This window comes from Methanobrevibacter acididurans (assembly GCF_046197875.1).
Lineage (GTDB): Archaea > Methanobacteriota > Methanobacteria > Methanobacteriales > Methanobacteriaceae > Methanobrevibacter_A > Methanobrevibacter_A acididurans.
In genome coordinates, this window is the sequence record NZ_CP166991.1 from 1396725 (window position 1) to 1422782 (window position 26058).

Below are 26058 nucleotides of genomic sequence, written 5' to 3' on the forward strand. Positions count from 1 at the left end.
CTTAATAAAAATTAAGTATCATTTAAATAAAGAAGTTTATAATTAAATTGATAGTTAACTCATAACAACTTTAAATCTTGAGTGACCTTATCAATAATTTCATCTTCATCAGGCCCAATACCCAAACATGTAATAGTTGATGTAGGTAACTGGGTTCTTCCAGCATCAGTTACTAAAAAATTAGGAATATTATTTTTCTTAGCCATTTCTTTAATAACAAAAAGATCATCTAAAGAAGAAACCTTAAGAACAACCTTAGCTGAACCCTCAGACTCCCATCGACGAATCACACTAGAATTAACTTTTTCATAAGATCCAAGACAAGCATGACAACATTGAGCAGCTAATTTACCTTTACCCATCTTAAGATCATTACGAACAACAATAACTTGTTTCATTTAAAAATCATCTCAAATTTAATTAACATATACAAATATTTAAACATAATCTTTAATAAATATATAACTCATAATACTAAAAATTAATAAAAAATTATTTTTTTCAAAATAACAATAAAATCACAAAAATATAAAGGGAAAAGAGATTAAAAATGAGTAGAATTTCTATATTAGACCAAGATAGATGCCAACCCAAAAAATGTAACTATGTTTGTATAGAGTACTGTCCAGGAGTCCGAATGGATGAAGACACAATAGTAATAAATGAAAGCAATAAAAAACCATTAATATCCGAAGAGCTATGTTCTGGATGTGGAATCTGCACAAATAGATGCCCATTTGAAGCAATAAAAGTAATAAATTTACCAGAAGCATTAGAAGACCCAATACACCGATTTGGACAAAATCAATTTGAATTATTCGGATTACCAACACTAAAACAAGGAAAAGTAGTTGGTTTACTGGGGCAAAATGGAATAGGAAAATCCACAATAATGAACATACTTTCCGGAGAAATAATACCAAATTTAGGAAACTTTGAAAAACCAGGAAATTGGGACGAAGTAATAGAATATTACAAAGGTTCTTCATTACAAAATTACTTCAAAAGTTTACAAAAAGGAGAAATAAAAACAATACACAAACCACAAATGGTAGATCAACTACCTAAAGTAGTTAAAGGTAATGTAAAAACATTACTAACCAATGTAGATGAAAGAAACCAATTTGATTACATAGTGGAAAATTTAGACTTAGAAAGTGTGTTAGAAAGAGATATGAAAAACCTTAGTGGAGGAGAACTTCAAAAAGTGGCCATAGCAGCAACTGTACTACGAGAAGGTGATTTTTATTACTTTGATGAACCCACATCATGGTTAGATGTAAGACAAAGAATTAATGCAACTAAAGTAATAAGATCACTAGCAGAAGATAATAAAACAGTACTAATCATAGAACACGATCTTGCAACATTAGATGCATTAAGTGATAACATTCATGTATTATACGGTCAACCTGGAGCATACGGTGTAGTTTCAAGTATGAAAGGAGTAAGAGTAGGAATAAATGCTTACATTAATGGATTCCTAAAAGAAGAAAATGTAAGAATACGAAATAAACCAATAGAATTCGATATAAGACCACCAACCCCAGAAGATGAAGGAAATATATTAACCAACTATTCTGATATTAATAAAAAATTTAAAGGATTTGAATTAAATGCAGAAGCTGGAGAAATTTATCATGATGAAATAGTAACCGCATTTGGATCCAATGGAATGGGAAAAACAACATTTGCAAAAATATTAGCTGGTGAAGAAGAAGCAAACAAAGGTAGAGTAGAACAAAAAGTTAAAATAGCTTACAAACCTCAATATATTGTTTCAGACTTTGAAGGCACAGTAGAAAGCTTTTTATATATGAATGCACCAACTTATGGTTCAAATATATTTAAAAGTGAAATAGGAAAACCATTTGCACTTGATGAATTATTAGATAAAAATATTAAAGATTTAAGTGGTGGGGAACTACAAAGAGTTGCAGTAGCAACAACTTTAGCAAAAGATGCTGATATATACCTATTTGATGAACCAACAGCATTTTTAGATGTAGAACAAAGATTAACCGCTGGAAGAACAATAAGCAAAATTGTAGAAAGTAAAAATGCTGCTTCATTAATTATAGATCATGATATAGTATTTATTGATTATGTATCCGACAGAGCAATGGTATTCCAAGGTGAACCCGGATTAAATGGTAATGCAACAGCACCCTCAGATCTTAGAACTTCCATGAATATATTTTTAAAAGATTTAAACATAACATTTAGACGAGATAAAGAAACAAAACGTCCAAGAGTTAATAAATTAGATAGTTACCTTGATAGAGAACAAAAAGAACAAGGTGAATATTACTATTTAAAAGTAGAATAAAATAACATACTTTATAAATAATACAATAAAATTTTAAAAAAAAGTATTTATTAAAAAAATTTGGGTTTTTAAAAAACCCAAAAAATTCTTCATTAAATTAAAAAAAATATAAAAAATTATTTTCGTAAAACTTTTACTGCTTTTTTAAATTCATCAGCAAAAACCTTTACATCTTCAGGTGGAACAGAAAAACTAACACGTAAATATTTATCACCAAATTTTTTACTAGTATACTGTCCTTCACGAGTAAATACATTACGTTCTAATAAGTATTTTGACATATCTTTAGGATTAATATTCGCACCTGAAAGGTCAATAGCCAACATATTAGCATCAGATGGATATCTAACTATAAAGACACCATCACACTCATCCACTGCATCTTTAATAATTTTTTGATTATTAAATGTTGTATCTTTCACATAATCTATCCAATCTGGTTTAGATTTAAGTGCTTCAATAGCACCATATTGTGCTATAACATTTGTTCCTAAATCATCAATTAAAACTTGTCTAACTGAATTCATAACTTCATGAGTTGAAACTAAAGCACCTACTCTAATTCCAGCCATACCAAAAATTTTAGAAAAACTATAAACAGTTATGGTGTTTTCTGGGGCATAATTTGCCGCAAGATAATGTTTTCTAGAAAAATCTCTATAAGTAATATCATGTAATAAAAATAAATCATTATCTTTAGCGATTTTTGCAAATTCTTTAATTTCATCCTCAGTATATGCACCACCTAATGGGTTTAAAGGATCAATTAAAATAATAAGACCAGTATTCTCATCCATATTTTCTTTTACTAAATCAGGAGTTAATTTATAACCACATTCTTCATTATAAATAGGTATAGATTTAACTTCTTTAGCAAAACGACTAGCAAAATTATCAATAATCAAATAACCTGGATCTGGAGAAATAACATTATCATTTGGACTTAATAAATCACTCATACAATAATAAAGAGCGGTTGTTGCTCCTGCAGTAATAACTAAATCCATATCTTCAAGATCCAAATCTTTTAAGACTAATTCTTTTAATTCACTGAGACCTTCGGGTGGAGGATATTTACAATAATCTTTACTTTCCACAGCTTTAATCATAGCATCTCTTACAAAGTTTTCATCATGTAAGTGGTTAGTATTTTGACCCATCCATATTAAATCTTTATCAAGGAAAAGTTCTTCAAAGAAATCATTAGCTGTTTTAAATCCTTTAGGAGCTTTTCTTAGTTTTTTCCCATGTTCTTTTTTTGGAATCATAACTATCACTAAATATATAAAAACATTTTCATTAAAAATAATAAAAAATTTTTTATAAATTAAATATTCATAGAAGTATATCTTTTAACTTGTTAATAAAATTTTTTATAAAAACAAAGAAAATTTAACAAAAAATAAAAAAATGGTTAAAATTAATCTATACCATCATCAGTAATTTTAAATTCTATAGTTTTACCCTCAACAGAAGTTTTACTACGTCTAAGTATTGCAATACGTTTACCTATAACTAATGAACGTTTTAATTCAATAATAGCTTTACTCCAGTATTGAAGTATAGTTCCACCAACAGGTACAACATTATTTGAATCATCATCATCAAAAGAAGCATATATTTGATTTGTAACAACTACAGCCACATTAAATTTACGAGATAAACGTGAAAGTTGCCCCATTTGTCTCCCTAAATCTTTATTAGATTTTGAATTTTTAACTTCAATTAAACGATAAAGTGCTACTGCAGAATCAATAATTAATAAATCTACATCATCTTTATTAGAAGATATCCAAGATTCAATAATTTTTAAATCATCTTCTTGCTCTTCAAAAGTATTAGGTTCAAAAACAACAATATTTCCTGCAACTTTTTGAAAATCAGACTTAGATAATTGTTTAATACGATCTACAGACATTCCACCTTCAGTATCAACATAAGCAACTTTCTTATCATTTTTTGCAACTTGCACTGCTAAATTTAAGACAACATTAGTTTTACCTGAACCTGGAGGACCATAAAATTGAGTTATACTTCTTCTTTCAATCCCACCATCCAAAATTAAATCTAAAGGAGAATTAGTAGGTATTTTATCTTTACCCTTAACATTTGATAATACTTTCATAAGATTCACATATTTTATATATATTATTTATATTATAATAATTTTTAAATAAATAAAAAATTTTAATCTCTAATTATAACTGGATCAATTTTAGTTAAATCAATAATCTTAGAAGGCTTTGAATTATTTAAAGTTCCAACATCCAAAACTAAATCAACATCAACATTTAACTGCTTAAGAATATCCTTAGGATTATTTAAAGTTTTTAAATTAGACACATTTGCACTTGTAGTAATAATAGGGAAATTACAACTTAACATTCTAGAAATTTTAGAATCTGGAATTCTTATTCCAACAGTATATGTGTTTGGTGTGACGAAATTCGGAACTATTGGTTTTTTATTTAAAATAAAAGTATAAGGTCCTGGAAGATAATTTTTAATTAATTCTTCTTGATTTTGAGATAAGTTTGAGATTATAGATATATCTTTAATGTTAGATACACTTATAGACATAGGTTTATCATGTGGACGCTTTTTAATATTATAAATTCTTTTAACTGCAAATTTATCAAAAATATTAGCACCTAACCCATAAACTGTATCAGTTGGATATAATATAACTCCACCAATTGATAAAATATTGATAGCTTCATTAATCAAGTCCATATCTGGATTATTAGGGTTTAACTTAAACACTTTCATAAAAATCTAACCAAAAAAATAGTTTTTAATTTCCACTAAAATATATATTATTAAATCTATATAATAAAAATTATGCTTGAAAATTTAAGACCATTACTAACAAAAATATTAGAACCCTTTGCAAAAAGAATGAATATTAATCCAAATATTTTAACATTAATATCTCCTTTTATAGCATTAGCTGCAGCATATTCTTTCAGCAAACATTTATTAATATTGGCAACAATTTTTATATTACTTAGTGGTTTTTTAGATGTTGCTGATGGAGCTGTTGCAAGATATCATAATAGAGCTTCCAAATTTGGAGCTTTTTTTGATTCTACAATGGATAGAATTTCAGATGCTATTCTTATTATAGGTATAATATTTGGAGGTTATTGTAATTGGTTACTTGGAATATTACTTATACACTCCGCAATTATGGTTAGTTATGTTAAAGCACGTTCAGAATCACAAGGCATCGAATGTAATACTGGAATAGCTGAAAGAGCTGTTAGATTAATAATAATAATGATTGGTTCAATTGTAAGTGCAATATGCAATAATCCTATAATATTCAATTATTTCTTAATTGTATTAATGATATTATCTTATTTCACAGTTGCACAAAGATTTTACCACAGTTATAAACAATTTAAAATAGAAGGAAACAATAAAAATGGAAACTGAAGAAAAGATAGCTATTGATATTGAAAAATTAGAAAATAGTTTAAAACAAGTCGAAAAAATTAAAGTTAACACTAAAGAAGAAGAAGTTATTGCACGAGCAATTGATTATAAAAATGATTCAAAATATTATTTAGATAAAAAAGATATGAGAACATCTTTTGGATGTATTGAATATAGTCATGGTCTTTTAGATGCTATAAGAATGATACATGATTTAATTTAATTTTTTAAAAACCATGCCTAAAATTTTAGAAAGTATCATTCCAAAAAATTTTTTAAAAGGATTTAGCGGAATATTTGGTGCAAAATAATAATTTTTTAAATTTGTTAAGTTCCAATAATCTTTATCTAATTTTGTGCTCATATCATGAATCGCCATATTTTTCCATAAGTTATAATAAAAAATCGCTTTAAATGAAGGATTATTGAGTTTATGAACTTGTAAATCATTAAACCAATTATTAGATATTTTATGAACTTTATTTAGATCTTTTTCATTTAATTTTTGATTATGAATCTTAAGATTTAATTTATAAGTTTTATTAAATCCATAATTTCTTAATGTTTCAGATAAGTAATTAGTAACTTTTTTTAAACCATCACCTGCAGTTGTTACAACAACCAATGCAGTTTTATCAAAAAATAGGGTCTATGGTAAAAGTAGGAGGTATGATCTATGAAGTTTTTCATTAATGCTGAAACATTTAAAGCATATACTGGACTAGTTAAAATCAAACCGTCACATGATTTAATTTTATCAACAATTCAGCATATTCTCTGAAATGAGGGCAGTAATTTTCTCCTTTCTCAAAACAATTATAACATCCTTTACAAAAAGGGAGATTATTATCTTTTAAATGTATTTCTTCAAATTGAATAGAAGATTCTTTAGTATTTAGAAAGGATTTTATTTCTTTTACAACTTCCCAAGTATTGCCTTTTCTAGGGCTTCCATTAATAATTAAAATATTAATTAAAAAAACCTTCTTTTATAAAATTTTAAAAAAAAGAATATATTTGGATGATAAAATATATTTATTCATCCATTTTTGTGAATCTTGGTTCTAATTTTTTCATTACACCAGGTAATGAGGTATATTCCATTTCTTCACTAGGTAATCGGTGTGGTTCGAAAGGACCATGTCTTCTGATATAATTTGCAACTTGTGAAGATTGTTTTCTTGCTTCATCAAATGCAGGGTCATCAAATAAGTCTACTGGACCAATTAATTGTGCATCAGCTACTTGGAAACCTAAACCAATTATCCGTGGAGGTCCATCAAATCTGATAGGATTTGCATTTTCTTGACTAACAGGCATAATAGGTCCATTATGAGAACCTCTCATCCATCCACTAACCATATGAGGGAATGAAAATGGTTCTACTACTTCACCATTAGCTGGGAATCCGGATTGTGCTCTTACAATTGCTGCAGGATCATCTTTTCCAACATATTCTCCAGCCATAAGGTTTAATCTTTCAGTACTTATTGCTGCTGCGATTTCACCATTCTTTTTCCATACTCTTTTAATTACATATCTTCCAGTTGAACCGATTAATGCAAGTAAATCATACATTTCTTCAGGACAATCAAGAATAACTTTTGTATGTTCCATTACATCATATACTTCAAATTTGAATCCATCATGTAAACTAGGATCAATAACTAATCCTGCTGTATTGAATGGATCTGCAAACATTTTAAATATTGGTAAATTAAAAGCACCTGGTTCTGTTTTATCACAACAATAGACAATAACAGGATCACTTGGTCTTTCTTTAAATTCCATTTCTGCTACTCCTGGACCCATACCTTTAATGTTTCCAGAGAAAGTATCAGATAATAAATCTTGACCTGCACCATAAAGTTTTAATTCTCTTGCAATTTCAGTTGCTTTCATAAATGCATCATATGCAGTTCTATGAACTTCTTCATTTAATTCCCCATTTTTATGAGTCATAATAAGATCAATATCATCACCACAACGGGTTATATAGAAATCTTCTATAATTGAACTTTCCATTGCATCTGTTAAAACTTCTTCACATTTATCTATTAATGCTGGGTGAGCTACACAATGTCCTGAGACACTTCCAATATCTGCTTTAATTACACTAACTGTTGTTTTCAATTTACATCACCTCAAAAATTAAGAGTATTACATAATTTAACTAAATATTTTTTAGTTAATTTATTATAATAAATTTTTATTATATTTTTTTTAAGTTATGATTGAATTCATAATTTTTTAGTCAAAAAATTTTATTAACTTAAATTATAAGTATTCAATTAACAATATTACATTTAAAAATTATCTTATTTAATCATTATTATTACAATTCAAAAAAAAAAAAGTAGAGTTTATAAAATTAAAAATCTAAAAAAATAAAAATTAAAATTTAATAGTTTTAAAAGCATTTAAAATTTCTGTTTTCTGACCCATATTTTCTCTTGCTTCATGAACTTGATTAATATTGGCATTAGTTTCAGGGTATCTAGGAACAGCTTTACAACCACCATCATCAAGTTTAGAAATATCAAATGTACCTATTTTCTCTGCAATACGAGAAATTTCAACTTTATCCATACCAATAAGTGGACTAAATATTGGAACATCAACATCTTCACGTGTAGCTAAAATATTAGGTAAAGTTTGACTTGCCACTTGCCCTAAACTATTACCATCAACAATTGCTAAAGCATGCATATCTTTAGCTAACATAGCTGCTAGTTGATACATTCCAGATTTACATAAAATACAAGTCATTCTACTAGGAGCATCATTTTGACATTTACTTAAATAATCACCATATTTAACAATACGTCTTTTAATTGGAGCACCGGAAGCATAAGTTTGTAATTGATTAATAATATCCTCATTCTTCTTTAAAGCCTTAGAACTTGTATAAGGAGCATTATCACAGTATAATGCTATAACTTGGCAACCTCTTTTCATCATTAAATAAGCCGCAACTGGAGAATCAATCCCACTAGATAGAAGAACTACAACTTTACCTTGTGTTCCCAAAGGTAAACCTCCCGGACCTGGAATTTTTTCATGATAAATATAAGTATCATTATCCCTTACTTCAATAAAGATTTCTAAATCTGGATTTGATAAATCAACAGGACAACCAAGCTTTTTCACTACAACACTTCCAGCAAATGCAGCAAATTCTTGAGAAGTAAAATCATGAGTTCCTACTCTGCGACATCTGATAGCAAACTTTGTATTCGGATTTATCAGATTATTCTTTTCAAGTTCATCAACATATTTTAATAAAGTATCTTCTACTTCATCAAATGTAGTGTGAGTAGCTACAGCTGGAGAATATGAAACTACCCCAAAAATTTTGGATAATTTATTTATAGCATCATCAAAATTTTGAGGAAATATAAAAATTCTTGCTTGATCAATATCAATTTCAGCTTCAATACTTGATTCCATATTTCTTATTAAACGTTTTTCAAATCTACTTCGAACTTTATGACTTTTAAGGCCTACTTCACCATAACGTGCTATTATCAAATCATAATTCATAAACTTTACTATCCTTTAACTCAATAAATCTAAAGCTTTATCTAAAGCTTCATTCATCTTTTCATTATTTTTTCCTGCTCCTTGTGCAAGGTTTGGACGACCACCGCCCCCACCACCAAGAATAATTGCTGATTCCCGAATTATATCATTGATTTTAATACCATTATCAATAGCTTTAGTAGAAGCAGCACCTACAATTTTACCATTATTATTACCTAAAAATACTATATCTGCTTTATTATTATCAGTGAAATCAGTTGCAATATTTTGTAATTCTTTAATATCCCCATCAATGATTTGTTTGAGTACAGATAAATCATTAACTTCTATTAAATTATCTGTTAAATTATTAATTTTTAAAGATGCAATTTCATTTTGAAGTTTTTTGATTTCATTTTTTTGAACTTTCCACTCTGTGAAAAATCTTTCACAAGTTTTAGATAACTGATCATTATTTACTTTAAAAATATTTGAACTATTTTTTAAGTAAGTTTTATCAGATTGAATAGAATCTACTGCAGCAAGACCTGCTGAAAAATCAATTCTTTCAACCCCATCTTGAACTCTTTCTGTTTTATTAATTTTTATAGGACCCACATCACCAGTTCTTAATACATGAGTACCAGCACAAGCTTGCACATCTATTCCAGGTATTTTCACTACACGTATATTTTCACCAGGGACAATACCCCCTTGATAAAGAACAAACCCATAAGTTTTTTCTGCTTCATTACGTGTCATCCAGTTAATATCAAGTTCAATATTTTCCATTACTAATTCATTAGCAATTTTTTCAATTTGGTAAAGTTCTTCTTGTGAAATACGTTTATAATGAGATAAATCTATACGGGAATGAGTTAAACCTTTTTGTGCCCCTGCTTGCCATATATGATCACCTAATACTTTTTTTGCAGCTGCAACAACTAAATGAGTAGCTGTATGATGTCTAGCTAAAGTAATACGTCTAGTCCAATCGATTTGTTCTTTAATTTCTTTTCCAATTAAATCGTTAAGAGTGTTTTCTATAACATCAAATTCTTCATCCTCACTAATATCAATTTGATGTAAAACTATATTATTCATTTTTGAAGCATAACTAACCTTAAATTCTTTATCATCAATAGAAATAATACCTTTATCTGAAGGTTGACCTCCACCTTCTGGGTAGAAAACAGTCCTATCTACTATTACATTTAATTTACCATCTTTATTAACAACATTTAATATTTTTGCAGTTGCTTCTTTTTGATGGAAATCTTTATAGAATAATAAATCTGTTTCAGGAGCATCGATTTTAAAATCTTCTTTTTCTTTAACTTCTTCAGATTCATGCATTGCTGCAACTTGAGTAAAGAAATTGTCAGGAATATTAACTTCAAAATCTTTTGTTGCAAACTCTTGCACTGTTTCAGGAGGCATTCCATGAGCATCATATAAGTCAATTAAAGTTTCAAGAGGCATGCTAGATATTCCATCTTTTTTAAGTTTTTTGATTGTTCTTTTTACAACTTTACGTCCTTTTTTAATAGTTTTTTCATATCTATCTTCTTCAAGGTTTATAATGTTCATGATATGTTCTTGAGATTCTTTGATTTCAGGATAAAAATCATTTAAGAAATCTAATTGAATTTTCATTATATCAGATAAAGATTCTTTCATGTTTAACTCTTTCATAAAACGTATTGTTCTACGTAAAACTAATCTTGCAAGGTATCCTTCTTTAACATTTGAAGGTATTATACCGTCAGTTAACATAAATGCTAAACATCTTGTATGATCTGCTATTATGTAAATTGCTTCCATTGGTAAAGCAGATTCTAAATATTCTTCCATAGATATTTCTAATTTTTTTGCTACTTTTTCACGTAGTTGACGAATATCAGCATAACTTTCTATATCCATCATTCCAGCAATTTGAGCATTTTCAGCTAAAATTTCCTCATTAACTTTAACATTGGTTAATTCTTTAAGTTTATCTATGACTGGCCCAAAACACGCATCATAAGCTGTTGGTGTACCTTGTGAAATCCATGCAAATCTTTCTAATCCATAACCAGTATCAACTACTTTTAATGGGATTTCTTCTTTTTCCCCATTTGGTAATGTTTTATATTGTATGAAAACAAGAGTAGCTAATTCTACCCCTCGAACCATTACTTCATAACATGGACCCTCGTTTCCTCCTCCTTGCCACCAAGATTCTATGAAAGTTATATCTTCTGTATTTATTCCAATTGATTTAATAAAATCATGACAATATTGAACTGTTTGATCTTTCCAATAAATATCATTTCCAGGAGAATTAAATGCATGATGTGCTCCCATTGTAAAACAAGTCATATGTCTACCTGTTCGACCCACATTATCCACATCATTTAAACGTATAGAAGGTTGTGCAATAGTTAAAGGATTTGCTGGAGGGTCAACTAAACCTGAAGTTACCCAAGGTTGGAAAAGAAATATTGTAGCTCCAACTAAAAATACATCATCTCTCCATCTTTTTGCAAGTATGGGATATCGAGATATTGGTGTGTGACCACGTTCTTCAAAGAATTCTTTGAAAGTTTTTTGAATTTCATATAAATTATAACCTTTAGTTGTAGCAGGATTTCCTATAAATTCATATTCATCACAAGGAGCATCCCCACAAGTATCCCGATTAATTTGTGACCAAAAAACTTTTCCACAAGTTTTACATTTCTGTTTTGTGTATCCTAAATCTTTTAATATATTAGACATAATTATCAGCTATTTTTTTATAAAATTAATAATTTTTAATAAAATTAAAATTGATTGGTAAAAAATCAATACTATTATAATATATAGTTTAATAATTTAAAAAGATTTTCTCTAAAAAATAGGTTTCTTGTAAAATTAGTATTAAATAATTATTTAAAATTTTTAAAGTAAAAAAAGTGAGATATAAACAAAATCCAATAAATTTGAGTTAAAAAAAGTAAAAAAAGAAAAAATAAAAAGAAATAGAAAAAATCTATCCGAAGAGAGCACCTAATCCAGCTGCTGCTTCTTCTTCAGCTTCTTCTTCTGATTCTTCTTCTTCCTCTTCCTCAGCTTCTTCTTCAGCAGGAGCTGCTGCTGCAGGAGCTGCTGCAGGAGCTGCAGCCATAGCTGCAGTTTCCATAGCTTCGTCTATGTCAACATCTTCTAAAGCTGCAATTAAAGCTTTAATTCTAGCATCATCAGCTTCTGCTCCAGCTGCTTCTATAATGTTTTTTACGTTTTCTTCATTAATTTCTTTATCAGTGGTGTGCAAAATCATTGCCGCATATATATATTCCATGTTATCACCATTTATTTTTATTATGTATAATTTTGTTTTTTTTATAAATTAGATGTGTTTTAAAACAATAAAAGTTTAAATTAAATATGATCAGCCAAACAAGGCACCTAACCCTGCCGCTGCTTCTTCTTCAGCTTCTTCTTCTGATTCTTCTTCATCTTCAGTTTCATCATCAGGAGTTTCTTCTACAACAGTTTCAACAACTGCTACAGGACGATTAGCTAATTTATCAACCAATTCATCACTAAGAGCTCCATCAACATCAGATACTTCACTAGCTAAAGCTAACATTTTAGCTTGAGCTAATCCTAATAAAATGTCAGTAGTTTCAGAAGTTAAAATTCCTGCTTCAACTGCAACATTAGTTGATTTAGTGAAAGCAGATCCTATAATTGCTGAAATAGTTTCTTTTGTAGGTATTGCTGCAAATACAGATAAATTGAAAGCTTGTTTATAAGCATTTTGAACATCTGCAAGAGTTTTTTCTTCATCAATAGCTAATACATCAGAAGGATAAACAGATTCTTCTTCATATACAGCTTGTAAATCAATTCCCACTTCCATAGGATTAATTCCTAATCGAGATAAAGTTGAAGCTGCTTGTTTAGAAACCGCTTCCCCTTCAGGGACCAATACACAATCTTTAGAAACTACGATTTTTCCCTTATCAATTTTAGCTTGAACTCCTACTTGTTGCAATTCCCCAAGGAATGGGCCTGGTTCAAAACCAGTGTCCCCAGCAGGAACAATAATATCTTCAGAAGCAATACTTCCCACTTTTGCAGGTGCAGAAGTTTTATTATCTTCCAATATTTTATATAACTTGAAAGGATTCATATCAGTTGCTACAATAGCAGGTTGACCTTCCATATATTCTGAAAGACCATTAATATTAACCTTTTCGTTGTTACAATCTTCAAAAGCTAAATTCATAAGATTTATTTTAGATAATCTAATAACAGCATGGTTGCCTAAAGATTTTCTCATTTCTTGAAGTTGTTTTGCAGGAATATTTAATAAATTAACAATTCCAATAACTTCATGAGAACTTATCATATCTTTTAGTTCTTTAACTTCTTGTTTCTTCCATTCAGCAACATGAGCCATTTAAATCACCCGCACTACTGAACCCATAGTTGTTTTAATAAACATGGATTTTATTTGGTTTCTTCCTTTCTCTAAGTTGCGGTCTAGAACTGCAAGAACAGTTTCAATATTTTCAGCTATTGCTTGGTCATTCATATCTTGTGTTCCAACTAAAACTTGAATAGAAGGTTGAGCTTTAACTCCGACTTTAATAGTACTTTGTAATCTTTCAAGTAAAGGATCAAGTTTGACACTTGCCGGTACTGGTTTAGGCATTTTCTTACGAGGCCCAAGTATAGGACCTAAGAATCTACCAACCACAGGCATCATATCAGCTTGAGCTACAAAAGAATCAGTAATATTTGCCATTTTTTTAGCAGCTTTTCTGTCTTTACCTAACTCTTCTAAGTCTTCTTTGGATAAAACAAGATCTATACCAGCGTTTTTAGCTTGAACTGCCAATTCCCCATCACCGATGACTCCGATATTAATATCTTTGCCTCGGCCATTAGGAAGAGCAACTTCCTCATCAAACCGATTTTCAGGTTTTTTGACATCCAAGTCTTTGATATTAATAATAATATCAATAGACTGTGTGAAGTTTCTCGGCTTTGACTGTTCTTTAGCCTCCTTCACCGCTTCTAATATTTCTTGTGTCATATCAAATCCTCCATGAACTTTAATAAGTTCATTGGATATATTTTTTTAATTTGGTTTCATGAGTAATCGAGAATTAGAAAACCATAAGCTATGATAATAAGAATTATTCATACTATGAGTTTTTTGTAATATAAACGATTACATGAATATAATTTAAATAAATTCTATATCAATTACAATAATTCACTACAAAAGTTTATTATTGTAACATCATATACAAAATATATTTTTTTTAACTAAATTTTTTAATTAATATGAGTATGTATAATAGAAGATTATTCTCCTAATATATCATCATACTCTCCAGCATCTACAGCTTTTTGAGCTTCTCTAGGATCTTTACCATCAACAGTAAGACCCATACTTACACAAGTACCCATAACTTCCTTAGCACCATGCTTATAATTATTAGCTAATAATGAATCATATTTCATTCTAGCAATTTTTAAAGCTTGTTCAACTGATAAATCAGCTGCAACTTCAGTACCAGGTTCATGAGAACCTTTTTCAATATTGAGCTCATCCATTATAAGAGCAGTAGTAGGAGGAGTACCAATTGCAATTTCAAAATCTTTTGTATCACTATCAATAGTGACTATAACAGGAACTTTCATTCCTTTGAAATCTGCACTTTTTTCGTTGATTTCTTCAACTACTTGCATCATATTAATACCGAAAGGGCCAATAGCAGGACCTAATGGTGGTCCCGGAGTGGCACTTCCACCTTCAATAAGGATTTCAACGGTATCTTTAGCCATTATTCAGCCTCCTTTTGAATAATTCTAATTTGATCAGCTTTGACAGTTACCGGAATCGGAACTGCTGCTTCTATTAGCTCGAGAACTACCTCTTCACGAGATTCATCTATACGAACCACTTTAGCTCTTTCACCTTTAAAAGGACCAGAAACAAGTTCAACAATACTTCCTTTTTGTATGGAAGATATAATCGGTTCTGGATTAAGGAATCTTTTTACTTCCTCAAAAGTGATACTGTGTTTTCCTTCAACAATTCCTCTCAAATGAGGAATTTTCATTACAGGATTACGCATATCAATTTTTGTGTATGATTCCACTATAATATAACCTTTTAATGATTCAGGAACAAGAATAGAAGTAATACCAATACCAGAATCTTGAGTCTTACGAGCTAACATTCTAGCAACATTTCTTTCTTGACCTGCTGAGGTTTTTAGAGCAAATATGGAATTTTGAATATCTTCCATGTAAAATTCACCTATATATAATTAACATTCTATTAATTAATAGAACAATAGATTAAATTATTTCATTATATAATCCAATTCAATTCTATTATATAATTAAAAAATAAAAGCTTAATATTGAATTAAACCACATTTAACTAATTTTCATTAATAAAGAAATATAATAAAATTAGATTTATATAATAATAATATATTTTAATAAACAAGTATTTAAACCTTTCAAATTTCAGATAAAAAAAAGAAGAAAAATTAATTTTTAAAATTTTTACTTAATAATCAAAGTAAATAGTTAATTAAAAGAGTAAACATGAAAAAGAATAACTTAGTATTAAATCAAATTACTATAAATTTAGTAATTGACCAATAATAACAACAACAAAACCAACAGCACCGATAATTAAAATACCTATAGCTGCAACTTTAATAAAGTTACCATATTCTTCAGCATCAGGTTTTTTTGATACTCTAATAACTCTTTTACATTGTTTAATAAAATCATCAGTACTTTCTTTAAAACTCATTGAAAATCCCTGCATATTGATAATAAAAATAATTCTTAATAAAAATATTATTTATTAATAAAAAATTTAATTAAAATCACATTTTTTAAATTATAATAGTATTATTAACATGATTATTTATAAAGTTTTTCATTAAAAAAAATCTAAAAAATATTAAAAGATTAAATTAATTACTTAATCTTAATAAAAAAATAACTAAAAATTCTATTTAAATGGTACACTTAAAATATACCATCAATAAAATCATCTAAAGGATCAGCATCAGATTCAGAAATACTTTCAGATTTAGTTTCATCTAATTCTGAAAAATCAGGCTTTTCATTAAATTGATAGTGACCTTTAACACCTGAAACAACTATAGTTGTTCTAATAGCATTTTGTAAAGTTTCATCGATTTGAGCACCCCAAATAATATTAGCTTCAGGATCTAATTTATCTGCAACAATTTGAACTATCTTTTCAGATTCATGTAATGTTAAATCAGAACTACCAGAAATATTAATTAAAGCACCTTTAGCGTTAGAAATATCTAAATCTAATAAAGGACTGCTTAAAGCTTCATGTACAGATTCTAAAGCTCTATCACCAGAATCAGATTCTCCCATTCCAATCATTGCCATACCAGAACCTTGCATAATAGATCTGATATCTGCAAAGTCGAGACTGACTAGACCAGTTTTAGTAATTAATTCTGTAATGCCTTTAACAGCACGACCTAATATTTCATCAGAAACCATGAAAGCTTTATTTAAAGGAAGATTAGGAGCAACTTCTAAAAGTTTATCATTTGGAATAACAATTACAGTATCTGAATTGTTTTGTAATTTTTCTAAACCTCTTTCAGCATTTTCTCTTCTTTTAATACCTTCAGCAGAAAATGGCATAGTAGCAACAGCAACAGTTAAAGCACCTGATTTTTTAGCTAATTTAGATATTATAGGTGCAGAACCTGTACCTGTTCCTCCCCCAAGACCACAAGTAACGAATACCATATCAGAACCATTTAACTCTTCTCTAATATCATCTTCACTTTCTTCAGCGCATTCTTCACCAACTGTTGGTTCACCACCAGCACCAAGACCACCACAAGTATTTCTACCTAAAAGTAATTTTTTATCAGCTTGACTGTAAAATAAATCTTGTGCATCAGTATTAACAGTAATTGTACTAGCCCCTTCAATACCCATTTCATTTAATCTTGAAATGGTATTATTACCTGCACCACCAGTACCTATAACAGAAATTCGAGCCCGGCTTTTATTAATTAATTCTAATAATTCTTCATCTAAATCAGATGAGGAATTGTTAACATCATCTTTTTCCATTCTTTTTTCAGATTCTTTTATTGCATCATCTATAAATTTCATTACTAACCCCACATTAAACTTTTTTTTTCTTAATAAGTCATGTCCATTCTAATAAAAATTAAGAAAAGTAAATAAAAACATTTAATAAAATCATATTATATCCCTAGATTAAGTTTAATACTCTTAATTTTTATTTACTCTGATTAAAAATTATCAATCCATCCATAATAACTAATTAATCAAAAAAACTATTTATAGTGTTTAATTAACTTATTAAGTATTGAATAGATAAAATATTGCTTTTAACTATTCCAAATAATGGTTAAATTTTAGTTTTATTATTAGTTTAATTTAACTAATTTATGTATTTTATTTAAATTTTTCAAGTATATAACTCTTATTAAAAAAATTAAAATTTTTATTTAAATAATAAAAAAAGTGTATTATGTTAATAAAAAAATTAATCTCTTGGCATAGCTATAATTTCATGAAATTTAATGTCAAAAACTTTAGTCATATTAACCGGAGTAATTACCGCAGCAGTGTCAACACCATGACCAGTACCACCAATTGCTATAATCTCTTCACCAACAGGGACTAAACCTGCATCAGCAAGCATGATAGTAATTTCAGCACAAACTTTAATGCCTTGAGAAAATGTTCTATAAGTTTGAGCAACAATTTCCACAGGGTTAAGTCCACCTAATTGTTTAGCAATACCCTTTCCAACACCACTTAAAGCATGAGATCCTACAAAAGTAACCACACCCATATTTTTTAGTTTAGATCTTGTATCTTCACTAATATCTAATTGGTTAGGTCCATGAAATCCGGCATGATGAGTAACATTAATAATTGTAACATCTTCTAAAGCATTAGCTAATTTAATAGCAGATTCTCCAGATGCAGAAGCAATAGCCACATATTTTATATTAGAACCTTTTAATCTGTCTTTAACTAATGAAATAAGTTCATCAGTATTTTCTTCTCCAGAATTTTCAAAATAAGTAATAGATTTTTTCATAATTAACAACCTTAATTATTTATTAATAATTTTTTTACTTAAAGTTTTAAAATAAATAAAAACTAAAAGAGTAAAACAATATTAATATATTTTTTAAAACATAAGATATAAAAATTTAGATTAATACAATTTAACACAACTTTAATTTTAAACTAAATCTTATTTTTTATAGAGGAAAAATATGAGTAACAGTACTTCAAATAATAAAATAAATACAAATTTAACAAACATAGACCACGATACAATATTCATAAAAAATTATGAAGTAATTCCTATAAAAACAACTTATATTGAACCTAATGAAAGTTTAAATAAACTAATTAATACAGTATTATCAAATTGTGAGAATGAAGATTATTTGATAATAGCTGAAACACCAATAAGCGTTTCTCAAGGAAGATTAGTTGATGAAAATAATTACCACCCATCACTAAAATCAAAATTTTTAGCAAATGTTTGGAGTAAATATATTTGGGGATATTTTTTAGGACCATTATTAGGAATAAAAAAAAGAACTATTAAAAACTTAAGAAAATTACCTCAAGAAGCAGAAAAACATAAAGAATTAGTTTTAGATTTATATGGATGGAAACATGCATTAAAACCCGCTTCAGAAGCAGGAATTGATTTAAGTAATGCTCCTGGAACTTATGTATCTTTACTTCCAGAAAATCCTGAAAAAGTAGCAAAAGAAATTGCAAAAACAATAAAAGATGAAAGTGGTAAAGATTTAACTGTTTTAATAATTGATACTGATGCTACATATAAAATACATAACACATATTTTACAGGCTTACCTATAGCTATCGATCCTATTAAAAAAAATCAGGGTGTATTTGGTTATTTCTTCGGACAATTAGGATCAAATGAAGGCTCAACACCATTAGGTTGTTCAGAAAAAATAGAGATTAAAGAAGCTTTAAAATTAGCAAATATTGCAGAGGAATATCAAAAATCATTAGAAACTGCAATGGAAACAATTTACAGTGCCAAAAATGTTCTTAATTCAGAATATGATGAAGTAAGTGTAAATTCATTAGAATCAATAATTCACACTCCCGGTGTGTTATTAAGAGAAAAAAATTAATATTATTAATTAATTTAACATAATTTTTAAAAATAAAATAAATGAAAAATTATAGTATTAATAAATTAAAGTAATAAAATGCGAAAATTTATATTATAGTAAAGATATAAGTAATATTAAAATTTTATAAAAACTTAATCCATACTTAACAATTTTAAAAAAACACTCTAATTCTAAACAGTTCAAAAACTGTCAAAATTTTTATTAATGACTCCCTACACTTAGAATTGGAAAGTGCAATGTAAATATATTGAACTAAACACGAAAAAAGAGGAAAGAATTAAATGCCAAAAAAATCAATATTAAAAGACCCATTAACCAAATCATTAATTATAGATGTTATTGAAGATGAAGAAAACCTACCCATTGTTCAAGCTTTAATAAAAGGGGTAAAAACTGACGAAGAAATAGCCGAAAAAACTCAAATTCGATTAAATATTGTTAGAAAAGTCTTATACAAACTTTATGATGCAAAATTAGCTAGTTATAAAAGAAGTAAAGATCCTGAAACCCAATGGTTCACTTATGCATGGAAATTTGACAGCGACGAAGTAAATGCTCAAATAGAAAATAAAGCAAATTCATTAATAAATAATTTACAAAGACAATTACAAAACGAAGAAAATAGTATGTTTTTCGTTTGCCCAAATGGTCATTCTAGATTTGACTTTGATAATGCTACTGAAAAAGGATTTATATGCCCAGACTGTGGTGAAGAAATAGTATACGAAGATAATGGACCAAAAATAGAAAAAATTAAAGAAAAAATTGACATGTACAAAGATACATACAAAGTCGCTTTATCTAACTCTGGAAAATAAACTTTTATAAAATTAATCTATTTTATTACTTCTAATTTTTTATTACTTTTTTTTATAAATTAATTTAAATATCAATTATTATTTTTAATAATAAAATTCTATTTTTTATATATAATATTAATCATAAATATAATATGAAAAAGGTTTTAATATGGAAATTGAACATCTCAAAAAAGTAGGATGTCCTGAATGGGTTATTAATCATTCAATAGCAGTTTATAAAAAAGCTTTAGAAATAAGTGAGTTTTATCCAGAAGCAGACAAAAAATTAATACGAGAAGGTGCTTTACTCCATGATATTGGCAGATCTAAAAGTAATAATATAGATCATGCATATATTGGAGGTCAAATTGCTAAAGAATTAGGTTATTCTCAAGAAGTGATAAATATAATAGAACGGCATATTGGTACTGGAATTTCAAAAAAGGAATCTGAAAAGATGAATATACCAACTAAAGATTATATTCCTAAAACTTTAGAAGAAAAAATAGTAGCTCATGCAGACAATTTATTAAATGGATCAACTGAAGTAGATGTAGAATTTACTGCAGATAAATGGAAAAAGAGATTAGGAAAAAACCATCCTAGCATAAATAAACTTTATAAAAATCATGAAGAATTAATTAAATCTAAGAGATTGAAACAATGAAAGTAATATGTTCAAACGAAGAATCATTATATCGGCCTGAAGCAATAAGATGGCGAAATCGTATGGAAATGATGAAACCATTAGGGGATGTAGTTGTAGTTTTACCTTGTAGTATGAAAAAACCATACTCTAACTCTAAATCACATCAAATGTTTAGAAGAGCAACTAAAGGATATCAAGAAGTAATTGTAACTTCACCATTTGGAATATGTCCTCGAGAAATGGAGAATACATTTCCTATACAATCTTATGATACCACCGTATCTGGAGATTGGAGTAATGAAGAAATAAAAGTAACTGGAGAATTACTAAAAAAATATGTAAGTGATAAAAATGTTATAGCCAATGTTCATGGAGGTTACGAAGAAGTTTGTAAAGAATATTTAGATAACTGTATTTATACCTGTGAAGATGGCAAACCAACATCCCATGATTCAATTTATAATTTAAGAATGGAACTTAAAAAATATAAAAAAATTAAAAAACATGACCGAACATTAAATGAATTACGTTCTATTAGTAAATACCAATTTGGATCAAATGGAGATAAATTTATTCCTGATGATGTAATTGCAAAGGGTAGATATCACAAAAAGATTTTTTCTAAGAATAAACAAATTGCAAGACTCAACATGGATTATGGTCTTTACACCTTAAATTTAGAAGGTGGAAAAATATTATTAAATAACAATATAAATGTAATAAAAATTAATTTTGATTTACAAACAAATACATTATTTTCTCCAGGAGTAGAAGAAGCAGACCCTAAAATAATCCCTAATGATGAAGTAGTAATTGTGAAAGATGATGAAGTTGTTGGTGTTGGAAAAGCTGTTTTAAATGGTGTTGAAATGGAGAAATCAAATAGTGGAATGGCTGTTAAAATTAGACATCGCAAAAAATAATAAACAATATATTTAAATACAAAAAATAATAATAGTGAATTAGTATTGTTATATACGATGAAAATTTTTTTATAACTATTTATATTCTAATAGAAGGTAAAGGAGATAAAATATGTCCGAAGAAATTATTGAAAAAATTAAAGAAGCTTGTAGAACTGTTAGCGATCCTCATATGGGAGTAAGTATCTTAGAAATGGGTATTTTAAGAAATATTGAGGTTGATGGAAAAATTGCTACTTTAACTATTCAACCTACTAATCCTAGTTGTATGAGTGTAACTCGTATTGCATCAGGTGTTAAACAAGCTACTGAAGCTTTAGATGAAATTGATAAATGTAATGTTACAGTTGTTGGTCATGTGATGGCAGATCAATTAACTGAAATGTTCAGTGCTTAAAATTTCATTACATTTGTTTCTAGATGAATAATTAATTTTTTTATTCATCTATAAAAAATTATTTTTTTCTAAATGTATACGAAAAGTATATATATTAAAAAAATCTTACATTATAATAGTTGTAATATTAATACAATTATTATATTAAATTATACATAGGCTAGTGGCACAGCTTGGTTAGCGCGCACGGCTGATAACCGTGAGGTCATGGGTTCGAATCCCATCTAGCCTACTATTTTTAAATACTTTTTTTAAAATATCAATATTTTTTTCAAATATTTTACAAATAATTTTATATATACCAAAATAGTATATTAATGTAATAAAAATAAACATTAATAATTAAAAATAGGAATTGGTGATATAAATGTGGGAAGAAATAGATACTAAATTCAAAAAATATCCTGCAAGAATGGCTGTCGCTCAAAAAATGATAGAATTAGGACTTAAAGTAGACAAAAATAAGAAAATCTATTGTGATAACTTAAAAATAAGTGATGCAGCATTAGCAAAAGCAGCAAAAGTGGATAGAAGAGTAATTAAATCCACAATTGAAACTATAATTAAGGATAAGGAACTATCAAACATTTTTGAGAATATCACACCTGCAGGAACATTATTAAAAAACATAGCTAAAAATTTAGGATTAGGTGTGATAGAAATAGAAGTCGGAGACGATAACGAAGGAATATTAGCTGCAGCATCAGCATTAATTTCATCAAAAAATATAAGCATAAGACAGGCTTATGCAAGTGACACTGAACTTGATGATAATCCAGTGCTAACTATAATTACTGAAGATTTTGTACCTGGAGATCTTATAAGTGAATTTTTAAAAATCCCGGGAGTTATTAGAGTTTCAATATATTAACTTTAAAAACTCTTTAAAAATATAAATAAATAATTTGTCATTCCCAAAAAAATTTAAAAAATAAAAATTTAAAGTTAACTAATATCTTTTGATAAATTAGTTAACATTAATCTTGTTTCATCACAAATATTTAACATGTTTTGGACTATTTCTAAATAGATTCTTTCATTTTTATTAAAATCTTTAACTAAATGATCTACTTTTTCAATATCCCAATTATTTTTATTAAAATCATCAAGTAAATCTATAGCCAATATTTTAACATTATTTGAAAGATTATCTACCCGTAATGTATTTCTAAGTAATGTACATTGTGCAGTTATTTCATTTTGGTTTTTCAAAATAGTATCAATATCTTCATTTTCATCTTGTTGATTATTAACTTCAATTTTATCAGAAATTAAACTAGTTTTAAGTATAATAACAGCATTTTTAACATCATCAACATCCCCAGATAATGCTTCCTTTAAATTATTAATTTGCTCCATATTTAATTTCATCTGCTTTTTACACATATTTAAATCTTCTTTTATCAATGTATAAGGCATAATAATAAAATTTGCAGGTACTGCCACTACAATTCCTAACCCTACAAAAGGAACCTTAAAATCATGGACATGTTAGCAGGATACATTGAAAATGAATAAAATACTGCTTGTAAAGTAATAAATATTGTGTCAATATCATACCTTTCAGGCTTTACCAATGTATAAACATAACTTATAATCATTATTAAAATAACTGTAGTATTAGCTGTGTTTAAATGAGTTCCTAATGCATAATTAAATAAATTAAAGTTTCCAAGGAATGCTAAAGCTAGTATAGAGAATATTATTAAACCTATTGTAGTTCCAATAATCCTATATTTAGATTTAGAAATAACATTCTCTTTATAAGGCAATATTATTGCAAGAGAAGTACATGCTAACCATCTTGCATCAGGTATATTAAAATAAATACCAATAAATTCCCAAAATGCTACAATAACAGCTAATCTAAATGCAAAAGTAAATTTAACAGAATCCTTATTGAAGTTTTCTTTAAAAATAGTTTTTATTCTAAATTCCCGAGGAATTTTAGATTCACGAACTATTTCTTCATTAGGTTCTTCAGATAAATAATTTAATTCATAATGAATAATTTTAAGATTAGATAAAATCCCATAACCAATTGATTGATGAGAACTAATAAATTTATTTATCTCTTCAAGAACAGAATTTAATTTAGTATTTTCATTTGTCTCTTGATGATATGTTTCATGTTCTATTAAATCATCTATTAACTTATCTAAATCTTTTAAATTATTATAATCATAATTATTTCTACAAACTGCCAAACCAATTTGTTCTATAGCTATTGTAAGATTCATTATTGATCTATTTTTAGGAGAAGTATAATAATTTTCTTCTAATCTATCATAAATAGCAGATTTGATAATTTTAATATTACTAATTAATACATCTTCAGAAACTTCTTTTCCTTTAATTTTTTCAGCAATGCAATTTTTTATTTCAGCCAAAAGTCCATTAATCCCTTTATGTGTTTGTGTTTTTAATTTATTTTTATTTAACAAAATGTTTATTCCAATAATAACTATGGATCCAACAACAACAGATAAAATTCTTAAAGGCAAAGCACTTAATGGCACTGGTGTAGACATAATTAACATATATCCTAATATAAATGGAAAGTATAACGGACTTTTTAAATCATGCATCATTAGATATATTATTAAAAAAATTAAACCAAAAATAAGAAAAATTCCTAGTACTGATGAGGCAGTAGTTAAATAACAAACTACAACAATACTAATATTTAATAGGATCATTCCAATTAGACTAGAGACTGGTTTTTGACTTAAATCTTGTCCAAGCATCATAAGTAATGTAACTAGAATCATTACCCCAACCATAGTATTATCTGAACCAAAAATAGCTACAAATAATCCCATAAAACCAATTAAAATAATGAAAAATAAAGTTTTACTTGCTATAAATTTTAAATCTATGATAATTCCTCCAAATTTTATAACATTATAAAAATAATATTAACATTTAAAAAAAATTCATTCTTTAAATTATTATATGTTTTTATAACTTTAATATAACCTTTTTGAATATTTTTTTCTTTTTAAAATTTATAGATATCACATAAAATACTAAAAAATTTTTAACTAGGTTATTAAATAGGTAAAATGAAAAAATGATTTTTTAAATTAAATAAAAAATAGATTAATTAAAAGTAAATGATTATAAAATAAAAAAGAATGGTGGTTATTTTTTTAATTAAAAAATAAATAATGAAAAATTAGGTATAAAAAATTTATATTGAAATATATTTATATTTTTTAAATAAGATTTTATATAAATTTATAATTTAATTAATCCATTGACTCAGCACGTTCTCTGTCTTCTTCATCAAGAACATCTAAAAGTTCATCCCATGCTTCTAAAGATTCTTTTGCAGCTTGTTCAGACAATTTTTCAATAGCATAACCTGCATGAACTAAAACATAATCATCTAACTGTATGTCTGGCATTAAATCTATACGAGCTTTCTGTTTAACTCCACCAAATTCAACAAAAGCTATTTTATCATCTTTATTCAATTCTACAACCTTAGCTGGTGCGGCTATACACATAAATATCTATCTCCCACAAATTAATTATAATAATTGTTTTATACATATATCTTATAAACATACATATTTATAAAATTAATTAAGATAATAACAAATGCAAAAAATTTAATAATAATTTTAATTAATTCTTTTAAAATAAAAAATCATTGAAAAGTTATAATCTATTTAATTAATATATAACATTACTATAGTATAAATTAAAGATATTAATGATTTGTTAAAACAAAAACAAAAAAAATGCATTTATAAAAAC

30 protein-coding genes and 1 tRNA gene are annotated in these 26058 nt (G+C 27.4%); 10 read left to right on the top strand and 21 right to left on the bottom strand.

The window, feature by feature from the left end; all coding sequences use genetic code 11:
* Positions 1-59 precede the first annotated feature (59 nt).
* Positions 60-398: a peptidyl-tRNA hydrolase Pth2 gene (gene pth2, locus ACA135_RS06925; protein WP_409198023.1), complete on the bottom strand. Its 339-nt coding sequence runs from the start codon at positions 396-398 to the stop codon at positions 60-62.
* A 152-nt stretch (positions 399-550) separates the two neighbouring features.
* On the opposite strand from pth2, the gene ACA135_RS06930 reads away from it, so the two are divergent.
* Positions 551-2329 (top strand): ribosome biogenesis/translation initiation ATPase RLI, encoded by a 1779-nt coding sequence (locus ACA135_RS06930; protein WP_409198024.1) that lies wholly within the window; start codon positions 551-553, stop codon positions 2327-2329.
* A gap of 116 nt (positions 2330-2445) precedes the next feature.
* Here ACA135_RS06930 and ACA135_RS06935 read toward each other — a convergent pair whose 3' ends face one another.
* The 3 genes from ACA135_RS06935 to ACA135_RS06945 form a co-directional block, all read right to left on the bottom strand.
* The gene (locus ACA135_RS06935) at positions 2446-3597 is read right to left on the bottom strand and encodes a pyridoxal phosphate-dependent aminotransferase (RefSeq protein WP_409198025.1); all 1152 of its coding nucleotides are present in this window, start codon (positions 3595-3597) and stop codon (positions 2446-2448) included.
* A 152-nt stretch (positions 3598-3749) separates the two neighbouring features.
* Positions 3750-4454 carry a DNA repair and recombination protein RadB gene (radB, locus tag ACA135_RS06940; RefSeq protein ID WP_409198026.1) on the bottom strand — a complete coding sequence of 235 codons (705 nt, stop codon included), beginning with the start codon at positions 4452-4454 and terminating at the stop codon, positions 3750-3752.
* A gap of 62 nt (positions 4455-4516) precedes the next feature.
* Positions 4517-5098, bottom strand: a complete 582-nt coding sequence (locus ACA135_RS06945) for an L-threonylcarbamoyladenylate synthase (protein WP_409198027.1) — start codon at positions 5096-5098, stop codon at positions 4517-4519.
* A 72-nt stretch (positions 5099-5170) separates the two neighbouring features.
* Here ACA135_RS06945 and pgsA point away from each other — a divergent pair, with 72 nt between their 5' ends.
* Positions 5171-5767, top strand: coding sequence for an archaetidylinositol phosphate synthase (gene pgsA, locus ACA135_RS06950; RefSeq protein ID WP_409198028.1), 597 nt, complete (start codon positions 5171-5173; stop codon positions 5765-5767).
* Entirely contained in the window at positions 5757-5990 is a 234-nt protein-coding gene (locus ACA135_RS06955; protein ID WP_409198029.1) for a DUF357 domain-containing protein, read from the top strand. The genes pgsA and ACA135_RS06955 overlap by 11 nt, the downstream gene beginning before the upstream one ends.
* Here the strand turns inward: ACA135_RS06955 and ACA135_RS06960 are convergent.
* The 14 genes from ACA135_RS06960 to ACA135_RS07025 all read right to left on the bottom strand — a co-directional run bounded on the left by ACA135_RS06960 (position 5982) and on the right by ACA135_RS07025 (position 18434).
* Positions 5982-6392, bottom strand: coding sequence for a hypothetical protein (locus ACA135_RS06960; protein ID WP_409198030.1), 411 nt, complete (start codon positions 6390-6392; stop codon positions 5982-5984). The two genes, ACA135_RS06955 and ACA135_RS06960, sit on opposite strands and share 9 nt — an antisense overlap.
* Complete coding sequence (locus ACA135_RS06965) at positions 6380-6502, bottom strand: NAD(P)H-dependent oxidoreductase (protein ID WP_409198031.1); 123 nt, start codon at positions 6500-6502, stop codon at positions 6380-6382. Before ACA135_RS06965 ends, ACA135_RS06960 begins: the two co-directional genes overlap by 13 nt.
* Complete coding sequence (locus ACA135_RS06970; protein WP_409199101.1) at positions 6499-6741, bottom strand: NAD(P)H-dependent oxidoreductase; 243 nt, start codon at positions 6739-6741, stop codon at positions 6499-6501. The genes ACA135_RS06965 and ACA135_RS06970 overlap by 4 nt, the downstream gene beginning before the upstream one ends.
* Positions 6742-6802: 61 nt before the next feature.
* Complete coding sequence (gene fbp / locus ACA135_RS06975) at positions 6803-7900, bottom strand: fructose-1,6-bisphosphate aldolase/phosphatase (RefSeq protein ID WP_409198032.1); 1098 nt, start codon at positions 7898-7900, stop codon at positions 6803-6805.
* 261 nt (positions 7901-8161) lie between these two features.
* Positions 8162-9310 (bottom strand): tRNA uracil 4-sulfurtransferase ThiI, encoded by a 1149-nt coding sequence (thiI, locus tag ACA135_RS06980; protein WP_409198033.1) that lies wholly within the window; start codon positions 9308-9310, stop codon positions 8162-8164.
* Positions 9311-9325: 15 nt separating this feature from the next.
* The gene (alaS, locus tag ACA135_RS06985; RefSeq protein WP_409198034.1) at positions 9326-12049 is read right to left on the bottom strand and encodes an alanine--tRNA ligase; all 2724 of its coding nucleotides are present in this window, start codon (positions 12047-12049) and stop codon (positions 9326-9328) included.
* 253 nt (positions 12050-12302) lie between these two features.
* Positions 12303-12611: a 50S ribosomal protein P1 gene (rpl12p, locus tag ACA135_RS06990; RefSeq protein ID WP_409198035.1), complete on the bottom strand. Its 309-nt coding sequence runs from the start codon at positions 12609-12611 to the stop codon at positions 12303-12305.
* 90 nt (positions 12612-12701) lie between these two features.
* Positions 12702-13718 carry a 50S ribosomal protein L10 gene (locus ACA135_RS06995; RefSeq protein ID WP_409198036.1) on the bottom strand — a complete coding sequence of 339 codons (1017 nt, stop codon included), beginning with the start codon at positions 13716-13718 and terminating at the stop codon, positions 12702-12704.
* Entirely contained in the window at positions 13719-14357 is a 639-nt protein-coding gene (locus tag ACA135_RS07000) for a 50S ribosomal protein L1 (protein ID WP_409198037.1), read from the bottom strand.
* Positions 14358-14632: 275 nt separating this feature from the next.
* Entirely contained in the window at positions 14633-15115 is a 483-nt protein-coding gene (locus ACA135_RS07005; RefSeq protein WP_409198038.1) for a 50S ribosomal protein L11, read from the bottom strand.
* Positions 15115-15582: a transcription elongation factor Spt5 gene (locus ACA135_RS07010; protein ID WP_409198039.1), complete on the bottom strand. Its 468-nt coding sequence runs from the start codon at positions 15580-15582 to the stop codon at positions 15115-15117. Before ACA135_RS07010 ends, ACA135_RS07005 begins: the two co-directional genes overlap by 1 nt.
* Before the next feature lie 341 nt (positions 15583-15923).
* On the bottom strand, positions 15924-16103 hold the full coding sequence (locus tag ACA135_RS07015; RefSeq protein ID WP_409198040.1) for a protein translocase SEC61 complex subunit gamma: 180 nt from the start codon (positions 16101-16103) through the stop codon (positions 15924-15926).
* 221 nt (positions 16104-16324) lie between these two features.
* Positions 16325-17470: a cell division protein FtsZ gene (gene ftsZ / locus ACA135_RS07020; protein ID WP_409198041.1), complete on the bottom strand. Its 1146-nt coding sequence runs from the start codon at positions 17468-17470 to the stop codon at positions 16325-16327.
* Positions 17471-17870: 400 nt separating this feature from the next.
* Positions 17871-18434, bottom strand: coding sequence for a pyruvate kinase alpha/beta domain-containing protein (locus ACA135_RS07025; RefSeq protein ID WP_409198042.1), 564 nt, complete (start codon positions 18432-18434; stop codon positions 17871-17873).
* Positions 18435-18642: 208 nt separating this feature from the next.
* Here ACA135_RS07025 and ACA135_RS07030 point away from each other — a divergent pair, with 208 nt between their 5' ends.
* The 7 genes from ACA135_RS07030 (at position 18643) to ACA135_RS07060 (ending at position 23164) form a co-directional block, all read left to right on the top strand.
* A complete protein-coding gene (locus ACA135_RS07030; RefSeq protein ID WP_409199102.1) occupies positions 18643-19521 on the top strand; it encodes a coenzyme F420-0:L-glutamate ligase in 879 nt (292 codons plus the stop codon).
* 299 nt (positions 19522-19820) lie between these two features.
* Positions 19821-20342: a transcription factor E gene (gene tfe / locus ACA135_RS07035; protein WP_409199103.1), complete on the top strand. Its 522-nt coding sequence runs from the start codon at positions 19821-19823 to the stop codon at positions 20340-20342.
* Positions 20343-20493: 151 nt separating this feature from the next.
* Complete coding sequence (locus ACA135_RS07040) at positions 20494-20991, top strand: TIGR00295 family protein (RefSeq protein ID WP_409198043.1); 498 nt, start codon at positions 20494-20496, stop codon at positions 20989-20991.
* Positions 20988-21896, top strand: coding sequence for a DUF5591 domain-containing protein (locus ACA135_RS07045; protein WP_409198044.1), 909 nt, complete (start codon positions 20988-20990; stop codon positions 21894-21896). The genes ACA135_RS07040 and ACA135_RS07045 overlap by 4 nt, the downstream gene beginning before the upstream one ends.
* 112 nt (positions 21897-22008) lie before the next feature.
* On the top strand, positions 22009-22293 hold the full coding sequence (locus tag ACA135_RS07050) for a metal-sulfur cluster assembly factor (protein WP_409198045.1): 285 nt from the start codon (positions 22009-22011) through the stop codon (positions 22291-22293).
* A 157-nt stretch (positions 22294-22450) separates the two neighbouring features.
* A tRNA-Ile gene (locus ACA135_RS07055) sits at positions 22451-22525 on the top strand.
* Positions 22526-22660: 135 nt separating this feature from the next.
* Positions 22661-23164 (top strand): amino acid-binding protein, encoded by a 504-nt coding sequence (locus tag ACA135_RS07060; RefSeq protein ID WP_409198046.1) that lies wholly within the window; start codon positions 22661-22663, stop codon positions 23162-23164.
* A 74-nt stretch (positions 23165-23238) separates the two neighbouring features.
* Here the strand turns inward: ACA135_RS07060 and ACA135_RS07065 are convergent, their stop codons facing one another.
* The 3 genes from ACA135_RS07065 to ACA135_RS07075 all read right to left on the bottom strand — a co-directional run bounded on the left by ACA135_RS07065 (position 23239) and on the right by ACA135_RS07075 (position 25805).
* Positions 23239-23739 carry a hypothetical protein gene (locus ACA135_RS07065; protein ID WP_409198047.1) on the bottom strand — a complete coding sequence of 167 codons (501 nt, stop codon included), beginning with the start codon at positions 23737-23739 and terminating at the stop codon, positions 23239-23241.
* Positions 23740-23753: 14 nt separating this feature from the next.
* Positions 23754-25115 carry an FUSC family protein gene (locus ACA135_RS07070; protein ID WP_409198048.1) on the bottom strand — a complete coding sequence of 454 codons (1362 nt, stop codon included), beginning with the start codon at positions 25113-25115 and terminating at the stop codon, positions 23754-23756.
* A gap of 429 nt (positions 25116-25544) precedes the next feature.
* Complete coding sequence (locus ACA135_RS07075) at positions 25545-25805, bottom strand: HypC/HybG/HupF family hydrogenase formation chaperone (protein WP_409198049.1); 261 nt, start codon at positions 25803-25805, stop codon at positions 25545-25547.
* Positions 25806-26058: the final 253 nt, after the last annotated feature.